Raw genomic sequence first — 25,938 nt, 5'->3', positions numbered from 1 at the left:
TAAATCCTAGTCAATATACAGAATTTATCAATACCATTACGTGTCCTGACCTCGCCCTCCGAAGCGTTTTTCACGCGTAGGAGGGTGCCGAAAAACTGTCCCGGCAGACAAGCCACCATGGCGCATTTTTTGCCATCGCGACAGAAGAGTGAAAACTGTCACGATGAAACGAATTTGTCACGGTGTGCAAAAGTTGATTACTAATCAAGCCGGTTGATTAGTCACGATAGCCAGGCAGCGTGTTCTTTTAGTCTTTTAATATGTTTGAATTCTGGTGCTTTTAACTTTTTTTGCTTTTCAAGATCAAAGTCGTTCTGAAGTCCAAGCCAGAATTTAGCAGAATTACCAAAATAGTAACTCAGTCGTATAGCCGTGTCGGCAGTTATGCTTCGGTTGCCTTTGATAATCTCGGATGTTCTGGTCTGTGGAATTCCAAGGTCCTTTGAAAGTCTATAGGCAGATATATTCAAAGGGATGAGAAATTCTTCCAGCAGTATTTCTCCGGGGTGAATATTTGATAGCTTTTCCATTTTATACTATTTATGATAATCCATTATTGTAACATCACTCGAATTTCCATCGTCCCATTTAAAAACAATTCTCCATTGGTCATTAATCCTGATGCTGTAAAAGTCACTCATATTGCCTGAAAGTTTCTCAAGCTTATTTGATGGTGGAATCTTTAAGTCAATCAAGTTCTGTGAGTTATTAAGCATCCTTAATTTTCTTCTTCCAATTTGTTGTATCTCCTGGGGTAGGTTTTTAACTCTATCCCCATTCCATATTTTTTCAGTATCCTTAGTCCCAAAAGAGGTAATCATTTTCCGTTTAGCGTTACTAACGTCAAAGATAAGTAGTTTATTTCAATAATTCAAATCTTAATTACAAAAACTAATTTGTCCATTTTGCTGTTAGGCGCCGGAGTTTCTAAATCCCGATAGATGAGCAGGATTTGGATGTCACGATAAAGTTGTCCAGATGAGTGAGTCCCGATAAGTGAGCAGGATTTGTCACGGTTTGATAAAATTGTCACGACGGTGATGCAAAAACCATGACAACAGCGCGATGGCCGACAGCCCCATTGGCTTTGTCTCGGTAGCAGGATTTGTCACGGTACAAAAAGTTAAATAAGAGGGTGCAAATTAAGGTGATAGACATTGGGCTGATTACGAATTGGTCCGGGCTGGCGAAGGCAATTACCTATACCATCCGTGTTATGCTTAGGCGTTATTTTTAAATTCTCTCTCAAGCAGTTTAATTGTCAAGTCAAGTCCATCTGTCATTTTTAATTTTTCGGAGATTTCACCTGCCCTTTTTTTAAACTCACTATTATTTACACAATTTTTAATAGCTGAAGAAATTGCATTTGCAGTCAACTTTTTAAAATCGCAAGTCTTAGGTCCAAGTCCAAGTTTTATAATCTGTTTTCTGTTTTCAAATTGGTCAGCCATAAATGGGAAAACTGCTTGTGGGATAGCAGCTCTTGCTGCTGCTGCCATAGTCCCTGTACCTCCATGATATACTATTGCTGCAAGTCGTGGAAATAGTAATTCAAAAGGAATTTCATCGACATAAAGAATATCAGTTGAGTTATTCTCTTGCAGATTTGCCCATCCTTTTGAAACTATTAATCTTTGATTTGTCTCTTTCGAGACTTGGTTAAAAATAAGATTGTACTTTTCAGGTCGATCTACTGGATTACTACCAAATCCAATATAAATCGGAGGTTTCCCTGATTTAAGGAAATTGTCCACATATTCAGGTAATCCATCTTGTGCTATGAACAACATATATCCTGTTTGAGTAAAATTAAATGAAACCCCATCTCGAACAGTATTTAACTCTTTGTCACATGCAGCAATGACATGTTCCCCCATCCAGTGTTCCCAAACGTCTTTTATTGGAGGTAGTCCCATGTCATTTCGACTTTTATTGATGAAACTTTTCATAACCAGATTAGTCATCGATCTGCCAAGTCCGAAAAGTAGTCGATTGAAAAAGGGATCTTTTTTACTCGTTCCCAAAAGCATTGGGTAGAAAATAACGAAACGATATGGGATCTTTAAGAGGTCTGCAACGGTATGAACACCTAAAACAAACCCCACACCCAGTACTAAATCAGAACCTTGAACCATTTTCGGGAGCTTTTTAATCTGGTTATCAGTCTCCGTTTTCATCTCTTTTGGGGAAGGCGCTGAAGTTGCCCCACCTTTCATTTGTGCATTTTGTTTGAACTTTTCTTTGTAGTTCGGACCAAATGCAACAAAAGGACAATTATATTTATTTGCGATTTCTTCATTCTCAGGTGGGGCAAAGAGAATTACTTCATGTCCATTTTTCTTGAGTCCAATTGCTAGAACAAGCATTGGTTGCACATCTCCTCTTGTTCCGTTAATAACGATTGAGATTTTCATTTTTTGTCTTTAAATGATTAATCTTGAAGTATGGATTTGTCGTCAAGTTAGAAATAAAATTGTCCCATTTTGCATTAATCATCGATTTTACCGTTATGTTTAGGCGTTTTTTAATAGACTAACTGTCTCGGCACGAATCGCTTAAGCATAAGGGCCCGGCTGTTGAGGGAGTAAGCGTTGGTGGCGCCGTCCGCCGTTACGTGTCCTGGCTTCGCCCTCTGAAGCGTTTTTCACGCGAAAGAGGGTGTGACAAAACTCTCCCGGCGGGCAAGCCACCATGGCGCAATTTTTGCCAGTCCCGGCGAAAGATAATTTGTCCCTGCATTACGGATTTGTCCAGAGCCGGAAAACATGGATTTGGCAGATAAGTTAAAAGTTTTGTGGCAGGATAAAATTGTCACGGTGGCGAGCAAAAAATGTAAATAGTTTATTGCCTATACCAGCGTTGTTAGCGTTTCGTTATTTATTTTTAATGCATCGTACTGAGAATCCCATTCTTTTTGGATGGGTATCTCGGGCTACTAATTCAAAAGAATAGATCAAGTTTCGATAATATGCGCTCGATGCACTCGCTTCAGTACTTGTCCACCAGAAACCACTACTACCACCTGCATAGAAGCGGCTCAATCTCTCTCCTCCAGGTAGAGCTGAAAAGCCTAATTCGTCAGTGCCAGTAACTCCCTTTCTCCAGCCATTGACAGATTTAAGTCTTTGTCCGGCATCAAATCCTCTAAGTCCCAGTTTATTCCAAATTGAATCAGTCATTTTATATTTTGTATCTGCCGTGCCTTCAATTTGTACCCAGTCACTATCTGCAGGGACCCTCCAACCTGTAGGACATAGTTTTCCTGAGTTAACCGCATACCAATTATAAAGAAATCCAAGAGTATCCGCATAATTTAGATTATTCTGATAATAACAGTATGCAGGTGAGTCTAATCTTAACCAAATTGATTGATCTTTTACGCATGGAATATTTGAGCCATCATTGAACCTGGTCGATTTTAAATTCTCTGTCATCCACAAGTAGTCCCCAATCAAGACAGTACTGTAAATATTGCCATCGATATCTTTAATAGTATTGTTTTCTGACCGCTTGCATTGCGAGGTAATTGCTAGAATAAGCAAAACTGTCATTATAAGGTAAATACGAGAGATCATATCGTTGTTAGCATTTGTGCTTATTTCAAACTGTCATGATGCAAAGAATCTGTCACTATAAATGAAATTTGTCAGGGGTGCAGGTCCTGAATCAAATGCAGGATTTGTCTTGGTGTGTTATTTTGTTAACAGATGTCTGGGAAATCTGAAATTATCCTGTTTGTTATTTAGAAATTTACATTTTTGAAATAGGCTTATCTAAAGTATCCCAAATCATGGTATGAACTGAATAATCAAACCATTGGGTAAATAATTTAAATGTCCTTTTTTGGACCCAAAGTGATTCGTCAGTATACCAATGATTCATTTGGTCACAAAAGATTATATCGAAGTTTTTCGTAATCCACTTCTCCATTTGATCTGTGTCATCGAAGGCAGGCAAAAGATAGATATCGGTATCATTGTAAATATCAGGATCATCTGACAGACTCTCAATACTATTAAGCCAATCGAAAAATGGTTTATTGGGTTTTATGACAAGCGCAGTTCTATTTACATTGTCAAAAAATACTGGGATTGGCTCCATGCTATTGGTTGGTTTTATTGTTGTTTCGTAAACTATTTAAAAATCTCAAAAGATGGAGCTATAAGTATTTTTTCTGAATCAGGGTATTCGCATAAGTCATATCCAATATATGATCTTACATCAAGATATGTGACTGGTTCAGAAGTATGATTATAAAATTGATGCGCACCTGTTTCACCCATCTCAAAAAAAACAAGGTCTCCAGTTTTAACAATTTCTAGTCCTTCGGGGGTTCTTAGCATCATTGAACCTGAAATTACCATAAATAGTTCTTCTGCAAACCTGTGATAGTGAAATGGTGCTGAAAATTGGCCAGGATTTAATAATCTAAGATCGAAGTTTAAATTTTGGGGATTTAACCCCCTCTTTTTTATTGAAACATCAGAGAATAAACGAAAATTGTCAATCTTATTGGGATCTTCTCGAAATTCTCTTTTTTCCGATTTAAATATTGTTGCCATAATTCTTTTTTTGATTTTAAAATATGCTTAATTAGTTTTAGTAAAGTGAATATGAATCTGTCATTAACAGGGTTTTGTAATTTCACTGTCACCAAATTTACAAAGTATTTTGAATCATGGATCCATAAGGAATCATGCTTTTTTCGTTAGTATTTGTGCGATCTGTCAAAGGTTATGTAATTGTCACACTATATGTAAATTGTCACGGTAGAAGGATTAGTCACGATATACAAGACTTGATAAGTGGGTGTAAATTGCGATGATAGACATTGGGGTGATTACGAAGTAGTCCGGGCTGCTGAAGGCAACCGAGGACCGACTGAAATCTCAATTGCAAAGCAGGTAAATACTATCTCGGTCCGAGCTCGGCGCAGCCAATTACCTATACCATCCGGGTTATATTTAGGCAAGGAATTAAAACTGTCACTGAAGAGTAATTTCTCCAGATATAAAAAGCTGTCTAGATCTTTTTGTAGTCCAATTTTATTTAGGATCATTATTTTGTGTCTTGAAAGTAAAATGTTTTTGCGTTAAGGCGCGATCGCGGTACAAGGTTGCTAAGTGGCCGGGAATTGCTCCCGGTGCAGGAATTTTATAAATGGGAACTGGCGAAGTATCGCGGTACAAAGTTGTCTCAAAGGCAGAAATTAGTCAAGGTGCAAGATTTTAATTGTGAGCAGATGCGCGTATCCGGGTGCAACGGCCATTACAAATTTGTCTTGAGTGCAGGAGCAAAATCAAAAACCGTGACAAACAAATTACCCATAGCACTTATGATAAAAGCATAGTCTCCGGTACGATACAATAATTTCATAAATTAAAGTTCGTAAATGACTTAAACTTAGAGACTATGCAAACACAAGTTACGAAAAAAATCGATTTCACAGGTAAACAGCTATTCATTGGATTAGATGTTCATAAGAAGAGCTGGAGTGTAACGATCCTTGTTGATGGTACTGAACACCGTACCTTCACTCAACCTCCCGACCCGGAATCTCTCAATAGTTATCTTCATCGAATGTTTCCCGGAGGAGAGTATAATTCTGCTTATGAGGCCGGATTCTGTGGTTATGCAATTCATCGAAGGCTAAATCAACTTGGGATAAACAATATTGTAATCAATGCTGCCGATATTCCTACCTCCCAGAAAGATAAGCTTCAAAAGCGTGACCCGGTTGACAGCCGTAAAATCGCCCGGTCACTTGAAAAAGGGTCACTTCGGGGGATTCATATTTTTGATCGTGAACTGGAAGAACTCCGTAGCTTAAACAGGACACGGTTTTACCTGATGCGTGATCTTCGACGAAGCAAGACCAGGATAAAAAGCTTTCTTCAGTACTACGGAGAACCGATCCCTGTGGAATTTGACAATAACCAATGGACATTAAAGTTTGTATCGTGGTTAAAACAGGTAAAGATGCAGACACAAAGCGGTCAGGATGCACTATCCAATCTGATTAGTTCATACGAGTATCACAGGAACCTGTTGCTGACACTAAGTCGTCAGATAAGGGAAAGGATCCGGGAATATGACAGAGAGCTTTATACATTATTAAAATCAGTATCAGGAATAGGTCCGCTAACTGCATCAGCATTAATTACAGAACTTGGGGATATTAATCGTTTTACGAACATTGATCAGTTAGGCAGCTATGTTGGTCTCATTCCCAGGATAAGGGAGAGCGGAGAAACCACTTATACCGGTGGAATAACCTTTCGTTGTAATTCGTTTCTCAGAACCCTTCTCATTGAATCCTCATGGCAGGCAATAAGGATGGATCCTGCAATGATGCAGTACTATCATTCCCATCTGGTAAATAACAAAGGACATAAAGTTGTGATCAAAGTGGCACGTAAACTATTAAACAGAATCAGATATGTAATGAAAAACAGGAAGCCATACATAACAGGAGTGGCATAGAAAAACAAAACCTATAAGGTCAAAAGAAATGAGGGATAACGTAAAACACGGCAGGTAACATTGCGATTACAACCCTTAGCATACGTACCCTTACTATAAAAAATGACAAGTGATTGCGGCAGGCATATCTTACTGACCACAGATAGCAGTGTGATTTTATAGGATTTTTTAAGAAGTTTATAAGTGAAGAATATTATTTAAATTTGCTTAACCCGAGGCGATTGCTTTTCATAGCATTGTCCGTGTTAGCATTTCGGGCCAGATTTAAAATTGTCTGGGTATCTATTTATTGGCAGATCTGACGATATTTAAACGAGTCAAGACCCAAAGAGTGTCGATTTGATTAAATTTTAGTGCTTCTCTTTTATATTGTCAAGTAGCTCTTTAGGATTTAAAATTGGGAGAGGAAATTCGTTAATTTTTTTTCCCATGGTATTTTTTATCATCATGCCTCGGGTAGTCCCAATTACAACACTAAGTAGAGATATCAGAAATTCGTCCTTAATATTGATTTTGTCATTTTCAGTTGTAACTACTTCATCAATATTTAAAACACTGAAAGTAGTTTGATTTTCATATTTTAAGACTTCATCCTTTTTAAAAATATATTGGATTAAGGTACCAATTATGAATTCATTTTCTTCCTTCTTCAGTTGGAAGTTAAAACCGATTTCAATTTTTAAATATTTTTCAATAATACTGTAATCCAGATCATTGGCGATATCTGTACAAGAAAACGACAATTCTTTTACTTTTAAGAACTTAACTTGTACTTCTTTTGTCTTTGACATTTTTATGAAAGATAGGATGTTGCTTTCTGAAATTTTGAATGGATCTCAATTTCTTGAGATTCTCCAATATTGATTTTTTTCCCTTGATTAAAGTGAGCATATTCTTTTTTTACAAGAAAAAGGGTTGGATGTTTCTGAATTTGGTCCTCTTTTCTCACCACTTTAACAATAGAAGATCCAAGAACTTTTTCAATCCTAACAATTGTTTTTATGGTGAAATTGTGAGTACCAGACATCCACTTGCTAATTTCAGACTCCTTTTTTCCAAGTAGAGTTGCAAGATCTTTTTGATCTAGTTGTTTAAAAGTTAATATTTCATGTATCCTATCAACTATATCAAATGATCTGGTTACAAATAAGTCAATTTCAGTTGGAATTAACTTCCTTCGTTCTTCAAGTCGGGGATTCTTTTTCATGGTTTAAATTTCAAACTCAAGTTTACCAAATAGTTGTTTTTCAAAAATTTGAATAGCTCCTTTAATGAGTCTACTCCTAAGTAAAACATCTATGGATTGCAGTTGTTCAACGTAACTATTGAGTTCAGGATCTTCGTTGTAAGTTTTTGTTTTCTTGTTTCCTCCATTACCAAGAATAATAATATGGTCTGAAATTCGAATAACATATAATCTTAAATTGGTAGTTTCAATAGGAATAGCATAAACATTATCTTTGAATTTTCCTTCTGGCCTTAAGTACCTTTCTAATGCTCCTTTTTCGCCGATTTTAGTTATCCATGTAACTATAATGTCAATATCTTCATCAAATTCACAACCCAATGGATACTTGTTCAAAAATTTGTCAAATTCTGACAAATCATTTTGATATCGAACTGTGTAGATATTGACATTTGTGTGCTCTTCGAAAAGTTCTATTTCTAGCTTTTTCTTCACTTATAAGTTAAGTTACAAATATAGATACTTAAAATTAATCTCCAAATATTTTTCGAACATAATGAAAATAATTAAGCAGTTAGAGTAGATTTATCGATAATTATCAACATATTAAGAGATATTTCTTGTTGAAATATTTTTATCATATTTAGTAGAAATGATGAAATATATTCATATGTAAAATTCAAGAATCTACATTTAAAGTCGAGAAGCTTTATTTTGTATTTTGCTTATAGTTGAAGTAAAGGCAATTTATTCATAATTTAAAAGTATTTTGAATCTCGGTAGATGTGTGAAATCGTGCTTTTCTGTTAGCATTTCGGGCCATCTGTCACGGTAACGGAATTGTCAAGCTATGTGTAAATTGTCCCGGTAGGCGCGAAGCGGGCCTGAATGCTAACGGCTCGGTGGTTGCGGTAGTAAGCGTTGGTGGCGCCGTCCGCCGTTACGTGTCCAGGTACTTTAGGTCGGATTAGTCCCGGCGGGCAAGCCACCATGGCGCAATTTTTGCCAGTCCCGGCGAATGATAATGTTGTCACTGATTCTGGATTTGTCCAGAGCCGGAAAAAACGGATTTGGCAGATGATTGATAAGTTAAGTGTCAAGATAAAATTGTCACGGTTGAGAGCAAAAATTGTGACAAGCTTATTACCTCAACCATCCGGGTTATGTTTAGGCGAAATATTAAAATTGTGAGTCCAAACGAATCTGTCACTGATATCGAAATTGTCCCGATTGTTGATGACTTCTATTAAAATTCGTGAATTATTTTTATGAATTGGAGATCAAATTAACGATTATTTATACTCAAACTTGACATCGCCTTTTTTTATTGGATAATCCTGTAAATTATATTCATACGTTGATTCTGTTACCTGAATTTTGTCAACTCCAGCGACATTAATGTTAAGGGTCAATGTTTTCTTTATTATATTATTTTCATTGGTATATACTCCAGGTTGTAGAAGTCGCTTAAATGCTTTGTATGGGTTATTTTTGTCATCAAATTCGAACTGTTCTGTGGAACTTACTACTGGACTTCCATTAACTAAATCTTTGTGCGTCACAAGAATTAGGTTGCCTCTTTCATCATAACTATATTCACGGAAACCACTTGGTTGATTGTTGTAATAGTATGTTTGCTTTGAAATCCTACCATTATTATCATAATCAAACGTGACGGAATTAGCGGTACCACCTGGGAACCGTGTTACTGTAATTTTGTCAACTTATTATCATTGTATGAATAAGTTGCTTGGCCAGAAATTTCAGTATTCTTTGGGGAAACCCAATCAGTTCTATTCATTGCTGCCTGAAGAGTAGTCCAGTCGCTGCTGGCCATACGCAAGTCTTCATACATATCATAAGAAACTAATTGATTGTCATTATTGTAAGAATAGCTTGTATATGACCATTTGGTCTTCCTTTCAAAAAGAAGATTTGCCTCATTATAAGTATATTCAAAATATAAATCTTCTGCAAAAACTTCTTTCCAAAGCAAAGGCATATTTTCGTTCTCTATTGTCATCTCCTTCGCATTTTCACACGAAAGAAGCAAGATGCTGGAAAAGAGTAATATATAAAATAGACTCGGTTTCATGTCATTAAGTTTAAGTGAGTGAGTCAAAGTAAAAATCAAAGTTATGTTAATTTATTAACAGAGAAGTATAGTCCTACATTAAAAATTAATTTCAAGGCTTTAAAAAATGCTTGAAAACGGTTTTTGCAAGTCCTGATAAATAGATAGGATTTGGGTGTCATGGTAAAGTTATCAAGATGTAAATGTCCCGATAAATGGGCAGGATCTAACCCGTCATGATGTATTTGTCAAGGTAATGAGCAAAAACCATTGGAGTATCTGTCAAGTGGATAGAAATAGTCAAAATTATTAACAATTTTTCATCAAAAAGTTATGTTTAGGCGAATCCTGTCAAGACGGGTAAGAGCTTGATATTAAGGCGAATTTGTCCAGATAATGCGAAGCTCGCTTAAACATAACGGCCCGCTGGTATGGGCAGTAAGCGTTGGTGGCGCCGTCCGCCGTTACGTGTCCTGGTACTTTAGGCAGGATTAGTCCCGGCGGGCAAGCCACCATGGCGCAATTTTTGCCAGTCCCGGCGAAAGATATAATTGTCCCGGAAGCAGGATTTGTCCAGAGCCGGAAAAAGATTGGTAGATGAGTGAGAAGTTAACCGTCATGATAAAACTGTCAAGGTGGCGAGCAAAAATTGTGACAAGCTTATTGCCTATACCAGCGTTGTTATAGTTAGTTGTAATATTAAAACTGTCACGTGGAAACGAATCTGTCACGATAAAGAGAGTTGCAGATTATAAGTACAGATTTAAAATTTAGTCTAAGGGTACTATTCGATTCTCTCTATTATTTGATTTTTTGCGATTAGGAAATAGTCCTTCGGAATTGAATTGTCAACGATTTTGAGAATAACATCAACTGTAATGTCAGTATCCCAAATGGGGCCATTGTTGCTTAGTCCATATAATTTGTAGTCAGGGAATTTTCTTTGTCGATTATCCAGTGGGTCTGAAACCCAAATTGTCTGGTTTGAGATAATGTACATTTTTTTTATTTGAATATGATCAGGAATTGAATTACTGTCACATTTAACCAAATATACCGAAGCAATCAATGGACTTTTTCTTGGAATTGGTCCACCAGGGAAGAAGTCCCGGTATAGTTCTGCTTCGATTATACATTTGTCAATCCCGATAGTCAGTGTATCAACCGAGTCTGAGTAAAGACTTGAATATAGTTTTGGATCCTCAATTAAGTCACCGGAAATCTTATCTTTTTCGCATGAAACAAATAAAAGGGAATAGATTAGGAGCAAGGTAATCCTATTCATAAATCCAGTACTAGTATTAATCTTATAAATATCTTCTTAATCTATGATAAAAAAATAATTTCTTTTAAAATGGAATTCAGGATAGTCATAATATCCGGGATCATTTGATTTAAGAATCATTTCGTCATTTGTTAGCGAAGTTAGAGTTATAATTGAATTAGCAAATAGATGTGACCCTGCAAATGAGCTTGTCATTGGATAAACTGCAGCAAAGTATATTTCCAATTTATCATTATTCTGTGAAATTATTTTTATAGTACCATTTTCGATTGTGTTAGTAGAATCATATTGAATGGTATATGTAAGATCGTCATTTATTATTAACCTGTCATATCTTGTTGATTTTGTGACGGTAATACCTGAACTATCATAAGTTATGAATTGAGTATTCCAAGGTCCAATAACTGACTGATATTTAGCGATAAAGGTATTATCCTCTTTCTTGCAACAGATCAAGAGAAAGGTAATAGGGATAAGTAGAAGAAACTTTTTCATAAAATTTGTTTTATTGTTAATTTGTTCACAACAAAAATCGAGCCACTCAGTTCAATATCAGAGTATTATTTTCAGTTCTGGTAGAGGTGTAGAAATTAGATTGTCCTGATAAAGTTGTCAAGGTTACCAATCCCGGCAGATGGGTGTAAATTTACTCGTCATGATGTAATTGTCCAGATGTTAAATCCAGTCAAAAGAGCAGGATTTGTCTCGATAAACGAACCTCGCTTTCGGTTATAGTTAGTTGCTTAAAACTCTCTAACGTGCAGAAAACCAACAATTAACTATAACGGCCGGCTGGTGTAGGTAGTAAGCGTTGGTGGCGCTGTCCGCCGACACGGGTCCCGGTACTTTAGGTCGGATTTGTCCCGGCGGGCAAGCCACCATGGCGCAATTTTTGCAAATCCCGGCGTAAGATAAAACTGTCACGGTAAACGGATTTGTCCAGAGCCGGAAGTCACGAATTTGGCAGATTAGTGATAAGTTTTGTGTCATGATTAAACAGTCAAGGTGGCGAGCAAAAATTGTGACAAGCTTATTACCCACACCAGCCTTGTTAGCACAAGTAGTAATTTTAAAGGTGTCAAAACTATCATTGTAGTCTTTAATCCTGAAATATGTGGCGAAGCAGTCACCCCAGCAGGGTTTCGATAGGAGAGTGTCATACTTTAATTCAGGTTTTCAAAACTGAACTGATTAGCCCGGATACATAAAAAGGTCATGATATATTCTGATCCCGGCAAAAGAGGAGAAATTGTCACACTAGCAGTGTTTTGGTAAATGGTTTTATAGCGAATGTTTTATTTTTTACTGCGAGAATAAATCATTTAATTGAACTCTTGAACAAAAACAATTCATGTCCCAAGGTTCTATAAGGTCCCGAGTTCTGCCAATAATCAGAAATCCTTTATCTGACAACTGACGGACGTCATAACCTAAATCATTAAATGGTTGTTTATTATAACTGTTTTTTGACCATTGCAGTACTCCATTGTCATTGAATTTTTGTAATAAAACCTGTTTACCGCTCCAAGTACCTGTAATTGCGAATCCATTTTTATTCATAGGTGAAACAGATGCCCCAGAAAAACATAATTCTGATCACTGTTTTCCCATTCCTTCGAAAAATCTGAGTTTAGTTTAATTAATTTGCTACCAAAAAGTAAGTATCCATCATCATTAGTTCTGATAACGCTGAGAAGCGAAGTATGCTCTAATTCAGTCTTAGTTTTTTCATTGCCAAATTTATCAAGTGTGACTATTAACACGGAATGCCACATTACATCGCCACCTTCTGATACTGAGCAGAAGCATACAAGATTTCCATTCTCTTTTTGAAATATATCTACAACCTCAACTGAATAGAAAGCTCCTCCCCAACCTCCCTCAGATAATAATTCGCCCCATTCATAATTATCTTTTTGCCATATCGGATCAAAATTCACGTCCAATTTTGATATTGTTATTCTTGAATCCTTTATTCCAGAAACTATGAATCCATTATTAATCTCTTTTATGTTAAGTAGAGTATTTAATTGAACTTCGGCAGTTGCTGTTAGATCAATTTTAGTACAACTTGACAAGAATAATGTGGCTAGGAATAAAAATTGAAAGGAATAGAGAAATTTCATTTTCATAGAATTATTAATTTTCACTAGCAAAAATCGTTCCAATTGGTTAATAATCAAAGTATCTGCTTTAATCACATTGGTTATTACCGGTTTTTAGTTAGCACAAGTAGTTTTAGCAGGAATTGTCCCGAATTGGCCGGCGGATAAAATTCTCCAGGTTGACGAAATATGCTTTTCAGACGTATTTGTCAAGGTAGCAGTAGCGGGGCGATATTCAGTCCAGATGACACGAAATATGAATGTCAAGATAAGCCCAATAGACGGCGGCGCGAGGCCAATAACACCGAAGACTATTTGTGCTAACGGCTCGGTGGTTGCGGTAGTAAGCGTTACCTGGCGCAGCAACCGTTACGTGTCCCGGAACTTTAGCTACGAATTTCTCACGGTTGCAAGACAGGTATGGCGCAATTTTTTCAAAGTCCCGGCGAAAGGAATAAGTGTCAAGAGTACATTTATTTGGCATGAGCCGGCATGCAGGAATTAACAGCTGAGTGAAAGTATTGGTTTAAGATAAAATGGTCCCGGTAGAAAAAAAAATTGCGACAAGCTTATTACCCCAACCATCCGGGTTAGCACAAGTAGCAAATTAAAATTGTCACGGTAGGAGAAAGCTGTCAAGGTATCTAAAAATCCAGGCTTAGTTGGAATGATTTTAACACAGGCCAAATTAGTCCTGATACAAAAAACGGTCATGATATATATTGATCCCGGCAGATAAGTAGAAGTTGTCACGAAAGCAGGATTTTGGTAAATTGTTTTAAGTGCATAGATCCAGTTGTCAAAGCGGGACGAAATTGTCCAGTTAAAAATAGCTGGCTTGTGACGTTAGCACAAGTAGTTTTAGCAGGAATTGTCCCGAATTGGCCGGCGGATAAATTTCTCCAGGTATACGAAATATGCGTTTCAGACGAAGTTGTCAAGGTGCAGCAGCGGGGCGATATTTCAGTCCAGATGACACGAAATATGATTGTCAAGATAAGCACAATAGATGGCGGCGCGAGGCCAATAACATGACAAACTATTTGTGCTAACGGCCGGCTGGTGTAGGTAGTAAGCGTTACCCGGCGCAGCAACCGTTACGTGTCCCGGAACTTTAGCTAGAAAATGGTCCCGGTTGCAAGACGGGTATGGCGCAATTTTTTCAAAGTCCCGGCGAAAGGAATAAGTGTCAATAGTACATTTATTTGTCATGAGCCGGCATGCAGGAATTAACAGATTAGTGAAAGTATTGGTTTACGATAAAATGGTCCCGGTAGAAAAAAATTGCGACAAGCTTATTACCCACACCAGCCTTGTTAGCACAAGTAGTAGAATTAAAACTGTCACGGCAGGAGAAAGCTGTCATGGTAGTCTTAAATCCTGAAATAAGTGGCGAAACAGTCACCCCAGCAAGGTTTTGATAGGAGAGTGTCATACTTTAATCAAACAATGTAAGACTGGCCTGATTAGTCCGGATACATAAAATGGTCATGGTATCTTTACGCTGTGGATTTTAATTTTTCAATTTTTTGTAGAAAACCCCAATTAATCCTGAAAAACAGATAAATCCAAGTCCTATTACAAGGCTATATTGCTTTAAGGGATTGTTTGGGAAAATATTAGTCAAGGAGATAATTAGAAGTATTAGACTTATGGTCCAGATAAGTGGAGCAGAAATCCAAAAAAGCTTTGCCATGGTCATAATGATTATTTTTTTAAAGGTAATGTATTTTGCATAGTTGCAGTCAAGTTATCAAAGCGGTACGGATTTGTCCGGTTAAAAATAGCTGTCTTGGGGAGTTAGCACAAGTAGTTTTAGCAGGAATTGTCCCGAATTGGCCGGCGGATAAAATTCTCCAGGTATACGAAATATGCGTTTCAGACGAAGTTGTCAAGGTGCAGAAGCGGGGCGATATTTCAGTCCAGATGACACGAAATATGATTGTCATGATAAACACAATAGATGGCGGCGGGAGGCCAATAACACCGAAGACTATTTGTGCTAACGGCAGGCGGTATAGTAAGTTGCCGACTTCCCTGTCACTGGAATGGGTTTTTGCTAAGTCCCGATAGATTGCGATATGTTTCACGTCGCGATAAAGTTGTCAAGATGGCTGAGTCCCGGTAGCGTGGCGAAATGGTCATGATATAGAAAAACTGTCAAAGGAAAGAGCAAAAACCCATGCCAGCCAGAAATTTCTCCCGGTAGCCAATGCAGGATTTGGGCATTAGAATAATTTGTCCGGGCTACCGTTCGGCAATTTACTATACCGACCTTGTTATAGTGCGTTCAATTAAAATTGTCCTCCAGCGATGAAATTGTCACGGTAACAGGATTAGTCACGGTATCGAAATTTTGCAATCTCCCGAAACCTGTCACGGTCGCGCGAGGGCCGAATCCAGGTAGAAAGCAGTATTGTTAATTAAATAACAGAGTTTATATGTGAAGGTGCGAGGGCAAATTTCTGTCGAGCGTTGGCAGGTCCCGATAAGTGTGAGGAAACTATCATGTCATGACGAAACTTATAGAACAGTGCGCGAGGGCAAAATCATCAACTATTGAATATTTGCGGTTTGGAGTTATAGTGCGTTTGTCCGGGTCAAGCTGGGATTTGTCAAGGGCTGAAAATGCACTATAACGGCTCGGCGGTTGCGGTAGTAAACGGTGGTGGCGCCGTCCGCCGTTATGTGTCCCGGTACTTTAGGTCGGATTAGTCCCGGCGGACAAGCCACCATGGCGCAATTTTTGCCAGTCCCGGCGAACGATAAAGTTGTCACAATAAACGGATTTGTCCAGAGCCGGAAAATACTAATTTGGCAGATGAGTGAAAAGCTAAGTGTCACGATAAAATTGTCACGGTAGGGAGCAAAAATTGTGACAAGTTTATTACCCCAACCGACCGGGTTAGCTGCTGGGCAAGAATTAAAACTGTCCCGATTGCAGGTACTGACACGTTAAGGGAGAATTTAAAAGTCCCGGCAAAAGAAACTGATTTGTCATGGTATAAGAATTTTATATAAAACCTTTCCATATTTTGAACACTCAAGTTATTGTTGATTTTAATTCAATCTGTTTGTTCATAGCTTTAATAACATAATTGGTTTTTAAGTACCAAATTCTCAAAATTTTTAATGTAATCAAATCTGGTATTGGTTTTTTAGCTGGTGCATGCAATGAGCTTTTTTATGACAAATTTGGGATAAAAGCAAGATTAAAAGCTTATTGCACGCACCAGCCAGTTAGCTGCAGGGCAGAGTTTAATTAGACTTGGCATATTAACTAAACGCCCGATTTAACGCCTGATCGGATGAGTGGCAGGGACGGGCTTGAAGGCTCTTTACGCAAAGACATATTTCAATTTGTAGGATGGAATTTAATGTTTGCGTAATGTGCCTGAAAGCAGTAGGGACGGTTTGGCCATATAAATCAGGTATTGAATTCCGTTAAGTATTTGCATGAAAAGAAATCAGGCTTTTGAATCAGTGCTTTTATAATCTCAAGAAGTATATTAAAATTTGAGACTATAAGTAACTGACGGAAGAATTGGAAACAGAGTATATTTCTTAAAAACAATTATATCCTTCCTGCCATGCAGATCATCGTTACCAAAGTAAAGAAAGAATACATTCTTATGGTTATAAGCATTATAAACGCTAATGCTCCATGTTCTGTAAACTGATTTTTTCTGTTTATGAAAATTTACCCCCAGATCAAGTCGGTGATAAGCCGGAAGACGGTAATTATTTCTGGACTCATAGTATTGAATATTAGTAAAACTTCCAGCAGGTAGATATGACTCATAAACATCAGTGATTAAAGTAAATAAATTTCCTGAGCTGAATTCCCATGTAAGTCCTGCATCTATTCTGTCATTAAATTTTTGATTTACAAGTATGCTGACATCATGACGGCGGTCATATTTGTATGGGAACCAATTACCCATACTTATGTTTTCAAATTGTCGTTCTGTTTTTGCTAAGGTGTAAGTGATCCATCCCGTTGTTTTTCCTGAATTCTTTTTTAGCATGAATTCAAGCCCATAAGCTCTTCCTCTGCCACCTTTCTCAATTTTGCTTTCCCAACTGCCCGGGTCAAGAAAACTGCTGCCTTCGGAGTATTCAATCAACTCATTCATTGATTTGTAATACGTTTCAATACTCAATTCAATATCTTCATTGATGTTGAAGATTGAACCAATTGCAATTTGATCAGACATCTGTGGTTTTACTTTGTCGGTTGTAGGTACCCATAAATCAGTGGGAAATGTAATTCTTGAGCTGGTAAGCAAATGGATATATTGGTTCATTCTTGAATAAGCCAACTTTATAGCCCACTGATCAGAAAGGAGATATCGACCTGAAAGGCGAGGTTCTAAAGAGCCGTAAATTTTATTTTTGACAAGAAATGATGACAATCTGAAGCCAGCATTTACTTTGAGTCTGCTACTTAATTGAATCTCGTCTTCCAGATAAAATGAAGGTTCAAACGCAAGTTGTCGGAAATTGTCTGAATTGGTAAATGTACTGTCGGGATTTGAATTAATTAACGAAATCTGAGCATATGGAGTGAAAATATGATAAATACCTCCTAGCCCAAATTTAACATTGTGACCAGTAAAAGGTTGATAATCAAAATCAATCTTTGAAGCTATGTCTCTTATCCCGGTTTTAAAATCTGATTTGAACTTCTCATTTTTAACTACTCCGGTTGCCAGTTTGGTCTGTGTGTTATTGAATAGCTTATTATCAAAGTATTTATAATTGCTGTATGTAATGCTTGTATTACTGAAAAGTTTGCTGTTGAAAATGTAATTCCATCTGAGTGCAGCTGTTATATTGCCCCAACCATAATAATGGTTCTGTTCGGAAATATACTTAATGCCTTCGCTTACAAATTCACTTTTTGTATTTATACTCGAGATATGGTCCCTCCCGGTATAAACGCTAAAGTATAACCTGCTTTGATTTGAAAATGTGTGATTAATTTTTGCGGTGAGATCATAGAAATAGTAATAGGGCATTTCTTTCTTTTTGAGGAAGCTGCGTGTGATGATGTCAATCCAGCTTCTACGGGCTGATATCAGGAATGCTGTTTTATTATTTTTAAGGGGACCCTCAAGTGTTATCTTTGAAGAGATCAAACCGACAGTTGCATCACCATGAAATTCTTTATTATTCCCTTCTTTCATCCGAATATCTATCACTGATGATAACCGTCCACCATATTGAGCAGGAAATCCACCTGTAATCAGGGTTACATTTTTAATCGCATCTGAATTAAAGACTGAAACAAAACCAAAAAGATGGTCAGGATTATATACAGGTACTCCATCCAGTAATATAAGGTTTTGATCTGGTCCTCCTCCCCGAACATAAAGACCAGCAGTACCTTCTGTTCCAGCCTGAATTCCGGGCATATATTGTAGCGCCTTTAAAACATCTACCTCTCCCATGAGCATGGGTATCTGTTTTATAGTATTTACCGGAAGTATTGTGGTACTCATGCGGGAACTTTCAACAAGACGTTTTTTATCACCAACAATAACCTCTGAAAGTGCATAAATTTCCGGCTCGAGCAAGATATTTACTGATGTATCATGAGTCAGATAAAAATTCATTCTTGATGTTTTATAACCTATGAAACTGCTGATTATATTTACTGAACCCTTTGCTCTTTTTAAAATAAAATAACCATAGGAATTGCTGCTTGATCCGGAAAATGATAAGGAATCGTAGACCATAGCACCAATAAGCCTTTCACCTGTTTTTGAATCTTCAATGTATCCGCTTATCGAAATGGTTTGCCCGGATATTTGAGAGAGGGGAAAAATCAGAGCGAATATTATTAAAATGATTTTCATTTGGAGTTCCTATTTTTTATTAAACCACACATAATAGTAGATTGGAACTATAATCGAAGAGTCAACACTTGCTGAAGAGCCTGAAAAGATTCCTGTACCATTGTTAATATTATTATAAACATAACAAGGTTCAGAGAAGAAGTCATTTTTCTTATAGAACTGAATATAATTTGAACGTGCATATTTGTAATATTCCTCGTTAATTGAAGACAATTCAAAATTAATTTTCCTCAATATGAATTTCTCTCCATGTTGTGGGAAGGCCATATCTTCTAATAAATAAACAGGAATCATTACTATCAATTCGTAGATTTTTCCATCAAAAGAATCATCAGCTATATAGATTTTGTCAGGCATTGCTTCTTCCATCTCCATATCCGGAGTAACTAATATCTGAGATTCAGGAGGTCTTTTAAAATATACTGCATTAAGATCATGGCAAAGAAAAGGGATAGCCTGCTTAAAGGTGAATAATCCTGAATATCCGGGTACTGATCCTGCTGACAGATAGTATAATGCGGTTCTTCTGAGACTTAATTTATAATAGTTTCTGATTCCTGGTGGATCACGGAATTTTATTTTGCATTCAATAGTTTTATATTGATATGGGCCGCTCATTGTAAATACAGTACTAGTATCAATAGATATTATAGGAACCGGATTTGGCAAATAGGTACTTGAATTAACATCAGGAAATCCAGGTGAACTGACTTTGATTGAATAAGAATGATCTGTTCTGGGACGGAATTGATTTAGAGAATGGTACGCTGCTGTAACACGGGGAATACGCATTAAGTTGAAAGTTTCCTGATAAACAAGATCTTCTATGTATACATCATCTTCATAAAGTTTTACAATTGCATTCTTAATAACAAGGTCGGTATCTGTAATTGGTGGATATGGTTGACTTTCGCTTACCCGCATTTGAATTGGTTCACCTTCATTCAATATGCAATTGACAGTGATCATCGGACCACTATCCGGAATTTTAATTTGCAGAATTTCTTCGCAAGATTGAATTATCAGAATCAGAAATATTAATGGAATTATCCGGTTCAATTTTGTCTGGTTAGTAGTAGATTGAAACATGATGTGTTAGTTAGGGCTATCATTGTTGCACAAAATTCATTCCAAATAGTAAACTACCGATATTGATTAAATTAAAACTATTTCAATGTACAAAATGAAAGTCACATTTGAGACAAGCGATGGCTTAAAATCATTATAAAGTTGTCAATTGATGCCAAATTCCCGGCAGGTGTGTAGGGTTTCTCACGGTTTGAAAGATTGTCACGATGGCGGAGTCCCGGCAAGTGGGTGGGATTTCGCACGGTTCGATACAGTTGTCAAGAGATGCCAAAGTCCGGCAAGTGGGCAGGATTTGTCATGATTTGATAAGTTGTCACGAGATGCCAAAGTCCCGGCATACGGGCAGGGGTTGTCATGTTATGATAAAACTGTCACGAGATGCCAAAGTCCCGGCATACGGGCAGGGGTTGACTTGGTAAGATAAAGTTGGCCCGATGGCGGAGTCCGGGCGGGCAAAGAAGCATGTGTTTTGAAGCGAAGGGACGGTTGCAGGGAAGGGCTTCAAAACTATTGCGCGCGCGTCGGAAGTCTTGGTAGAATGGGGGTGTAGTGTAATGCCTTGCAGCTAACGGCTCGGTGGTTGCGGTAGTAAGCGTTGGTGGCGCTGTCCGCCGTTACGTGTCCTGGCTTCGCCCTCCGAAGCGTTTTTCACGCGAAGGAGGGTGTGACAAAACTCTCCCGGCGGGCAAGCCACCATGGCGCAATTTTTGCCAGTCCCGGCGAACGATAAAGTTATCACGGTATACGGATTTGTCCAGAGCCGGAAAGAACGGATTTGGCAGATGATTAAAAAACTAAATGTCATGATAAAATTGTCACGGCGGCGATGCAAAAATTGTGACAAGCTTATTACCCCAACCATCCGGGTTATAGTTAGTTGTAATTTTAAAATTGTCCCGGGGAAACGAAACTGTCACTATAACTGAACATTGTCAAGATTCCCAGTCATGAATGCCATGCAGGATTTGTCTTGGAAGTCGTAGTTTGTTAAAGCAGAGCTATTTTAGTCTATTATTTTTAGCCGAGTAGTTACTCAGTATAATAGAGTTTCAATTTGTACTCCATTTTGCCTAGATTCGAATTTCTAGAAAAAGAAATAATTGAATCGGTAACTTCTTCAATATTGTAACTTCCCATTAATAAATAGTCCTGATTACATTCAGCAACAGTCTTATTCGGAGGCTGGGCAATTTGAATATTATCAAAATTTATAATACCATCATTGATTTTGTAACTACCTTTTGTCAAGCAGTAAAGTGGAAATTTTTGATTCATGACTCCTCCAGAGGCATACTCAACAAAAGTGCCATTTTTAATTCCAAATGATACCCAAAGTTGTTGAGTACCATAATTAAATGATCCCATATAAGAACCGTCTTTTAGGCTTTTGACATCCTTTTCACAAGCCAGAAGAGCCAGTAATAAACAAATAAGTAATAAGTGTTTCATGGCAATCAATTTTAGAAATTATTAGTTCTAGTAAATGAATTTCGATTTATAGTGTTAATATATTCACAGCAAAAACCAAGCCAGTGGTCAGTAACGAATTTGTCATTTTATTTGAGGAAAATTGTCTTATTGATCATGTTAATTCCTTTTTTCATAGATCAGTACCCTATTTTGATAATAAGAATCCCATGATGGTGAAAGAAAGTAGCAGGTATTGTCACCTGAATATTCAGCACCTGATTTACATTGCAAAATGCCATCACAATCGAAAACTAAGGATATAGCATCTTGTCCATCTACGCGTGTACAAATAATGTATTCTTGACCATCAAATTCTAGTTTAAACACATTCGCATAAGTCGTCAAAGACAGAAAATCTTTAAGCCAAGGGATATTCTCTTCAGGATGCTCAACACTGCAGGTACAGATAGATTCTTTTTTACAGGAGTTTGGAATCAGGAAAAGAAGGATTAGTAATAAAATTAATACTGTATGTTTCATATTTTTTGAAGCTTATATAAAAATAAGAAATTATAACTATTTGTTCATCTGATCTCAGGTAAAAATTTTGCATCTTAATTAATCCCGGCAGAGGGGCAGGAGTAGTCCAGTTTTACGACTTTGTCCCAGGTACAAATCCCGGTGGCGAAGAAGGATTTGTCACGATATCGGACCTCGCTTTTCTGTTATAGTTAGTTGCTTAAAACTCTCTAACATGCAGGAACCCAACAATTAACTATAACGGCTCGGCGGTTGCGGTAGTAAACGTTGGTGGCGCCGTCCGCCGTTATGCGTCTTGGTACTTTAGGTCGGATTAGTCCCGGTGGGCAAGCCACCATGGCGCAATTTTTGCCAGTCCCGGCGAAAGATAAGGTTGTCACGGTAAACGGATTTGTCCAGAGCCGGAATGTACGGATTTGGAAAATGAGTGAGAATTAATCGTCATGAAAAAGTTGTCAAGGTATGGCGCAAAAATTGTGACAAGTTTATTACCCCAACCGTCCGGGTTATGGGCAGTAGTTATTTTTTTAATAGATCTTTTTTTCCCAAGTCCTGATAAATTGTAGTATTTGTCACGATAGCAGGATTGGTTATGGTAGAAAAGTATAAAAATAATATTGGAAAAATTTCTTTTATAAACTTCGAGGCAATTACGGATTAGTCCTGGTGGCCAATCTTCATTGGAATTTTAGTAAACTGCATAATCCAATATTAATACCATTGTGCTTGCACTGTCGGTTTTAACCGTTACTGGATTAATCACACCTTGTCCATCCGTGCTGTTCGCATAGAATTTATCATTTTCCTTTATGAAGATTGAGTACTTTCCAGGGTCTATAGTTACCTGAAAAAAACCAACTTGGTCAGCATTACATTTAGCGATCAATTTTGAATTTACCGAATTATAAGAAGGTCCCCATCCCTCTACCTGATTCATGTTAGTAGAATTATAAATCAAAATTGTTCTGCTAACAGGGTAAGTCCTACAGGTGTTACTCCCGCTTATCATTGGCATGCAGTCTCCGGCCTTCTTTAATAAGGTGCCAGCTATCCCATTTTTAATACTAACTTTTGATGCATTCTTTAAGACAAGAGAGTCGATATTAATTGATTGAATTATGTCGACTGGTCCATCATTTGATTCGCAGGAAACAGATAAGACTAATATAATGAAACCTATTATACTTATATTTCTCATGGTAGTTACATTTGAAGTTTGTCAAGAGGAATTTTGGGTCAATTCTCAAAATAGTATCTTTCCTACTATATCCACAATTATGATGCCAAGCTGTTATAGGCTGTTGCGCTGATAGATAATTTGTCACGGGGAAACGAAATGGTCACGCTGACGAATTTGTCTAGGTAACTGTAACTGAATCAGCGCTATTGCCCATAACGGCTCGGCGGTTGCGGTAGTAAACGTTGGTGGCGCCGTCCGCCGTTACGTGTCCCGGTACTTTAGTTCGGATTAGTCCCGGCGGACAAGCCACCATGGCGCAATTTTTGCTCGTCCCGGCAGAAGAGTGAAAACTGTCACGTCAAGATAAAACAAGCCAGCCGACCGAGCGTAGGCATGAGAAATTGGTAAAGGGCAGAAAATTTTAATGAAGATAAAATGATCAAAAGAAAAAAGAGCGTTCGGGCCTCTAAATTACTTGCAGTTTTTGCTCGGCTGGCGTTCACGTCACCAGGCAAAAAATGTGACAAGTTTATTACCCCAACCGTCCGGGTTAGCATTTCGGGCCAAGGTTAAAACTGTCACGATAATTGAAATTTGTCAAGGGTTCCAGTCCAGACTGAAAGGCAGGAATTGTCATGGTATTGTTATTTTGTTAACAGTCTTTGTCCGGGTTGGATTTGTATCGGTAAAGTGACCCCGCAGATGATTTAGTGTCCTTCGAAAAATATGACAAACAACTTACATTTATTGTGTTAGCCTTAGAATTTTTCTATTCTATTCCTTCATTATCCCGTCATAATATTCAACAGAGCCATAGTAATTAAAGCCTTCTAATGAGTTAATTCTCCACTGGTCAGCTTTTCTTAGTGCTGTCATTTTGTATTTATGGGGGGCAAAATCTGGACTTTTATTCCATGTCCAATAAAAACTTGCGGTGTCGTTTGCAATTTTTATTTCGGTTAAAGTTAAAATCTCCCAATAATTATCTGGATAGTCTTGACAGCCACACCAATCATCAGCATTTGTATCCCATATGGGTATACCTTCATTCATGTCTCTCCACTTTATGTCTGCTTTATTTATTGATGAGTCAATATTTAATGCTAAAGTCTTATGATAGGATAAAAATTGATCAGTGAAGAAATTTGTCTTTTTAAATATTTCAATGTTGTGATCATATGATTCCCAGTCAATTCCAGTAAAAATATTTTCTGAAGGTTTTTCATATTTATAGGGAAAGTCATTCAAACGGGTGGTCATATGCCATTTATAAACTTGTCTGACTAATGCTGTAAGTTGTATACTGTCATTCGCTAATTGGTTTTTGGTTTGTTGGCTTTCTAATCGATTTGAATTGTTTGATCCGTTGCAGGTTGTTAGGAAAGCCATTATTGAAAAAAGTACGGTTAAGTAGATCGTTTTTATCATCTTATAGGAAATTTAAATCATTTGTAATCTGTCTCTTATGTTGCAAGTTAAGGAATATCATTTTTAAACTAATAATCAAAGTTACAAAGTATTTTGAATCCCGATTATCAAGTGAGATTTTGCTTTTGACCGTTAGCATTTCGGGCCATCTGTCAAGGTTACGAAATTGTCATGCTATTTGCAAACTGTCATGGTAGGCGCGAAGCGGGCCTGAATGCTAACGGCTCGGTGGTATAGGTAGTTGCCGTCTGTGTCGGGGTTGGCATGTGTTTTTGCACAGTCCCGATAGATGAGCAGGATTTGGATGTCACGATAAAGTGGTCCAGATGAGTGTGTCCCGATAAGTGAGCAGGGTTTGTCACGGTATGATAAAATTGTCACGATGGCGATGCAAAAACTATGACAACGGCGCGAAGGCCGACAGCCCCATTGGCTTTGTCACGGTAGCAGGATTTGTCACGGTATACAAAACTTGATAAGTGGGTGTAAATTACGGTGATAGACTTTGGGGTGATTACGAATTGGTCCGGGCTGGCGAAGGCAATTACCTATACCATCCGGGTTAGGTTACGTGCTAGAATTAAAACTGTCCCGCTGGCATAAGTCTGTCCTGTACTATTTATTATTGTCACAAAACTCAATTTGTGCTGTAAACTCAGGCCATAAGCAAGCAGCATTTGCTGGCCCGGTCCATTTATTATATTGTATTATCTTAAAATAAATAAGATCTCCTTTATTTATCTTTGAAAAAGCTAATGTGGGATCAAACGTTGTTGTTGAACCTATTGATAGTCCCCCTGCTTCAGGGCATTCAATAATTTCAAGGATATTATTACATCCATCCCCATTGTTTAGACTTACAACTTTGCCTTTATAACAGTCTGAATTAATATGTTTTACACAACCAATTATTGGCAAAATTAGCAGGATGAACAGAAAGCTACATTTTAAAATATATGTTTTCATTGTCTGGAAATTATTATAAAGTTAATAATTTAAAAATTAGCTTGAGATAGGACTTATACTTATATTTTTATTCACAGAATAATCTGAAATAATGATATTTAAGAGTTGTCCGGTTACACAAATCATTGTAATTTGAAAAATTTTTCAGGGTGCCGTTAGGTTGCGTGCAATCCCCAGATCCCGATAAATGGGCAGGACAATCACGTCAAGCAGGATTTGGCAGACGGCTGAATCCCGGCAAATGGACGAAATCTAATTGTCACGATAAATTTGGATAAGTATGAATCAAGATATAATAGAAAGGAGAAACTATCAAGATATATAAAACATG

The 25,938-nt window shown here is 37.5% G+C and carries 23 protein-coding genes; 1 reads left to right on the top strand and 22 read right to left on the bottom strand.

What is annotated here, in order from left to right; genetic code table 11:
• Positions 1-221: 221 nt before the first annotated feature.
• The 6 genes from IPJ16_02420 to IPJ16_02395 form a co-directional block, all read right to left on the bottom strand.
• Positions 222-530: a HigA family addiction module antidote protein gene (locus IPJ16_02420; GenBank protein MBK7626052.1), complete on the bottom strand. Its 309-nt coding sequence runs from the start codon at positions 528-530 to the stop codon at positions 222-224.
• A gap of 6 nt (positions 531-536) precedes the next feature.
• The gene (locus tag IPJ16_02415; GenBank protein ID MBK7626051.1) at positions 537-821 is read right to left on the bottom strand and encodes a type II toxin-antitoxin system RelE/ParE family toxin; all 285 of its coding nucleotides are present in this window, start codon (positions 819-821) and stop codon (positions 537-539) included.
• A gap of 399 nt (positions 822-1,220) precedes the next feature.
• Positions 1,221-2,414, bottom strand: a complete 1,194-nt coding sequence (locus IPJ16_02410) for a glycosyltransferase (protein MBK7626050.1) — start codon at positions 2,412-2,414, stop codon at positions 1,221-1,223.
• Between the two features lie 459 nt (positions 2,415-2,873).
• Complete coding sequence (locus tag IPJ16_02405) at positions 2,874-3,551, bottom strand: fibrobacter succinogenes major paralogous domain-containing protein (GenBank protein MBK7626049.1); 678 nt, start codon at positions 3,549-3,551, stop codon at positions 2,874-2,876.
• A gap of 199 nt (positions 3,552-3,750) precedes the next feature.
• On the bottom strand, positions 3,751-4,101 hold the full coding sequence (locus tag IPJ16_02400) for a hypothetical protein (GenBank protein ID MBK7626048.1): 351 nt from the start codon (positions 4,099-4,101) through the stop codon (positions 3,751-3,753).
• Between the two features lie 32 nt (positions 4,102-4,133).
• The gene (locus IPJ16_02395) at positions 4,134-4,562 is read right to left on the bottom strand and encodes a cupin domain-containing protein (GenBank protein MBK7626047.1); all 429 of its coding nucleotides are present in this window, start codon (positions 4,560-4,562) and stop codon (positions 4,134-4,136) included.
• A gap of 850 nt (positions 4,563-5,412) precedes the next feature.
• Here IPJ16_02395 and IPJ16_02390 point away from each other — a divergent pair.
• Positions 5,413-6,483 (top strand): IS110 family transposase, encoded by a 1,071-nt coding sequence (locus IPJ16_02390; protein MBK7626046.1) that lies wholly within the window; start codon positions 5,413-5,415, stop codon positions 6,481-6,483.
• 350 nt (positions 6,484-6,833) lie between these two features.
• On the opposite strand, the gene IPJ16_02385 is transcribed toward IPJ16_02390, so the two are convergent.
• From IPJ16_02385 to IPJ16_02310, 16 genes are all read right to left on the bottom strand, one after another.
• Positions 6,834-7,274, bottom strand: coding sequence for a hypothetical protein (locus IPJ16_02385; GenBank protein MBK7626045.1), 441 nt, complete (start codon positions 7,272-7,274; stop codon positions 6,834-6,836).
• A 2-nt stretch (positions 7,275-7,276) separates the two neighbouring features.
• Complete coding sequence (locus IPJ16_02380; protein MBK7626044.1) at positions 7,277-7,690, bottom strand: helix-turn-helix transcriptional regulator; 414 nt, start codon at positions 7,688-7,690, stop codon at positions 7,277-7,279.
• A 3-nt stretch (positions 7,691-7,693) separates the two neighbouring features.
• Positions 7,694-8,164, bottom strand: a complete 471-nt coding sequence (locus tag IPJ16_02375; GenBank protein ID MBK7626043.1) for a hypothetical protein — start codon at positions 8,162-8,164, stop codon at positions 7,694-7,696.
• A 797-nt stretch (positions 8,165-8,961) separates the two neighbouring features.
• Complete coding sequence (locus IPJ16_02370) at positions 8,962-9,231, bottom strand: hypothetical protein (GenBank protein ID MBK7626042.1); 270 nt, start codon at positions 9,229-9,231, stop codon at positions 8,962-8,964.
• Between the two features lie 143 nt (positions 9,232-9,374).
• Positions 9,375-9,764, bottom strand: coding sequence for a hypothetical protein (locus tag IPJ16_02365; GenBank protein MBK7626041.1), 390 nt, complete (start codon positions 9,762-9,764; stop codon positions 9,375-9,377).
• A 470-nt stretch (positions 9,765-10,234) separates the two neighbouring features.
• A complete protein-coding gene (locus IPJ16_02360; GenBank protein MBK7626040.1) occupies positions 10,235-10,474 on the bottom strand; it encodes a hypothetical protein in 240 nt (79 codons plus the stop codon).
• Between the two features lie 53 nt (positions 10,475-10,527).
• Positions 10,528-11,028 carry a hypothetical protein gene (locus IPJ16_02355; protein ID MBK7626039.1) on the bottom strand — a complete coding sequence of 167 codons (501 nt, stop codon included), beginning with the start codon at positions 11,026-11,028 and terminating at the stop codon, positions 10,528-10,530.
• Between the two features lie 36 nt (positions 11,029-11,064).
• Positions 11,065-11,523, bottom strand: coding sequence for a hypothetical protein (locus IPJ16_02350; protein MBK7626038.1), 459 nt, complete (start codon positions 11,521-11,523; stop codon positions 11,065-11,067).
• 1,061 nt (positions 11,524-12,584) lie between these two features.
• Positions 12,585-13,160: a hypothetical protein gene (locus IPJ16_02345; protein MBK7626037.1), complete on the bottom strand. Its 576-nt coding sequence runs from the start codon at positions 13,158-13,160 to the stop codon at positions 12,585-12,587.
• Positions 13,161-16,642: 3,482 nt separating this feature from the next.
• The gene (locus tag IPJ16_02340) at positions 16,643-18,994 is read right to left on the bottom strand and encodes a TonB-dependent receptor plug domain-containing protein (GenBank protein MBK7626036.1); all 2,352 of its coding nucleotides are present in this window, start codon (positions 18,992-18,994) and stop codon (positions 16,643-16,645) included.
• 9 nt (positions 18,995-19,003) lie between these two features.
• Positions 19,004-20,083 carry a DUF4249 domain-containing protein gene (locus tag IPJ16_02335; protein ID MBK7626035.1) on the bottom strand — a complete coding sequence of 360 codons (1,080 nt, stop codon included), beginning with the start codon at positions 20,081-20,083 and terminating at the stop codon, positions 19,004-19,006.
• 1,029 nt (positions 20,084-21,112) lie between these two features.
• Entirely contained in the window at positions 21,113-21,532 is a 420-nt protein-coding gene (locus IPJ16_02330; protein ID MBK7626034.1) for a hypothetical protein, read from the bottom strand.
• A gap of 138 nt (positions 21,533-21,670) precedes the next feature.
• Entirely contained in the window at positions 21,671-22,033 is a 363-nt protein-coding gene (locus IPJ16_02325; protein ID MBK7626033.1) for a hypothetical protein, read from the bottom strand.
• 688 nt (positions 22,034-22,721) lie between these two features.
• Complete coding sequence (locus IPJ16_02320) at positions 22,722-23,231, bottom strand: hypothetical protein (GenBank protein MBK7626032.1); 510 nt, start codon at positions 23,229-23,231, stop codon at positions 22,722-22,724.
• A gap of 756 nt (positions 23,232-23,987) precedes the next feature.
• Complete coding sequence (locus IPJ16_02315) at positions 23,988-24,641, bottom strand: hypothetical protein (GenBank protein ID MBK7626031.1); 654 nt, start codon at positions 24,639-24,641, stop codon at positions 23,988-23,990.
• Positions 24,642-25,256: 615 nt separating this feature from the next.
• A complete protein-coding gene (locus tag IPJ16_02310) occupies positions 25,257-25,607 on the bottom strand; it encodes a hypothetical protein (protein ID MBK7626030.1) in 351 nt (116 codons plus the stop codon).
• Positions 25,608-25,938: the final 331 nt, after the last annotated feature.

The sequence above is a fragment of the Bacteroidales bacterium genome (assembly GCA_016709865.1).
Lineage (GTDB): Bacteria > Bacteroidota > Bacteroidia > Bacteroidales > VadinHA17 > LD21.
The sequence above is the reverse complement of the archived record's forward strand: the minus strand, read 5'-3'. Positions and strand labels throughout refer to the sequence as shown.

Excerpts from the sequence above, each read along its gene's own strand:
- IPJ16_02420 (MBK7626052.1), bottom strand. The coding sequence starts at position 530 with ATGGAAAAGCTATCAAATATTCACCCCGGAGAAATACTGCTGGAAGAA.
- IPJ16_02415 (MBK7626051.1), bottom strand. The coding sequence starts at position 821 with ATGATTACCTCTTTTGGGACTAAGGATACTGAAAAAATATGGAATGGG.
- IPJ16_02410 (MBK7626050.1), bottom strand. The coding sequence starts at position 2,414 with ATGAAAATCTCAATCGTTATTAACGGAACAAGAGGAGATGTGCAACCA.
- IPJ16_02405 (MBK7626049.1), bottom strand. The coding sequence starts at position 3,551 with ATGACAGTTTTGCTTATTCTAGCAATTACCTCGCAATGCAAGCGGTCA.
- IPJ16_02400 (MBK7626048.1), bottom strand. The coding sequence starts at position 4,101 with ATGGAGCCAATCCCAGTATTTTTTGACAATGTAAATAGAACTGCGCTT.
- IPJ16_02395 (MBK7626047.1), bottom strand. The coding sequence starts at position 4,562 with ATGGCAACAATATTTAAATCGGAAAAAAGAGAATTTCGAGAAGATCCC.
- IPJ16_02390 (MBK7626046.1), top strand. The coding sequence starts at position 5,413 with ATGCAAACACAAGTTACGAAAAAAATCGATTTCACAGGTAAACAGCTA.
- IPJ16_02385 (MBK7626045.1), bottom strand. The coding sequence starts at position 7,274 with ATGTCAAAGACAAAAGAAGTACAAGTTAAGTTCTTAAAAGTAAAAGAA.
- IPJ16_02380 (MBK7626044.1), bottom strand. The coding sequence starts at position 7,690 with ATGAAAAAGAATCCCCGACTTGAAGAACGAAGGAAGTTAATTCCAACT.
- IPJ16_02365 (MBK7626041.1), bottom strand. The coding sequence starts at position 9,764 with ATGAAACCGAGTCTATTTTATATATTACTCTTTTCCAGCATCTTGCTT.
- IPJ16_02355 (MBK7626039.1), bottom strand. The coding sequence starts at position 11,028 with ATGAATAGGATTACCTTGCTCCTAATCTATTCCCTTTTATTTGTTTCA.
- IPJ16_02350 (MBK7626038.1), bottom strand. The coding sequence starts at position 11,523 with ATGAAAAAGTTTCTTCTACTTATCCCTATTACCTTTCTCTTGATCTGT.
- IPJ16_02345 (MBK7626037.1), bottom strand. The coding sequence starts at position 13,160 with ATGAAAATGAAATTTCTCTATTCCTTTCAATTTTTATTCCTAGCCACA.
- IPJ16_02340 (MBK7626036.1), bottom strand. The coding sequence starts at position 18,994 with ATGAAAATCATTTTAATAATATTCGCTCTGATTTTTCCCCTCTCTCAA.
- IPJ16_02335 (MBK7626035.1), bottom strand. The coding sequence starts at position 20,083 with ATGTTTCAATCTACTACTAACCAGACAAAATTGAACCGGATAATTCCA.
- IPJ16_02330 (MBK7626034.1), bottom strand. The coding sequence starts at position 21,532 with ATGAAACACTTATTACTTATTTGTTTATTACTGGCTCTTCTGGCTTGT.
- IPJ16_02325 (MBK7626033.1), bottom strand. The coding sequence starts at position 22,033 with ATGAAACATACAGTATTAATTTTATTACTAATCCTTCTTTTCCTGATT.
- IPJ16_02320 (MBK7626032.1), bottom strand. The coding sequence starts at position 23,231 with ATGAGAAATATAAGTATAATAGGTTTCATTATATTAGTCTTATCTGTT.
- IPJ16_02315 (MBK7626031.1), bottom strand. The coding sequence starts at position 24,641 with ATGATAAAAACGATCTACTTAACCGTACTTTTTTCAATAATGGCTTTC.
- IPJ16_02310 (MBK7626030.1), bottom strand. The coding sequence starts at position 25,607 with ATGAAAACATATATTTTAAAATGTAGCTTTCTGTTCATCCTGCTAATT.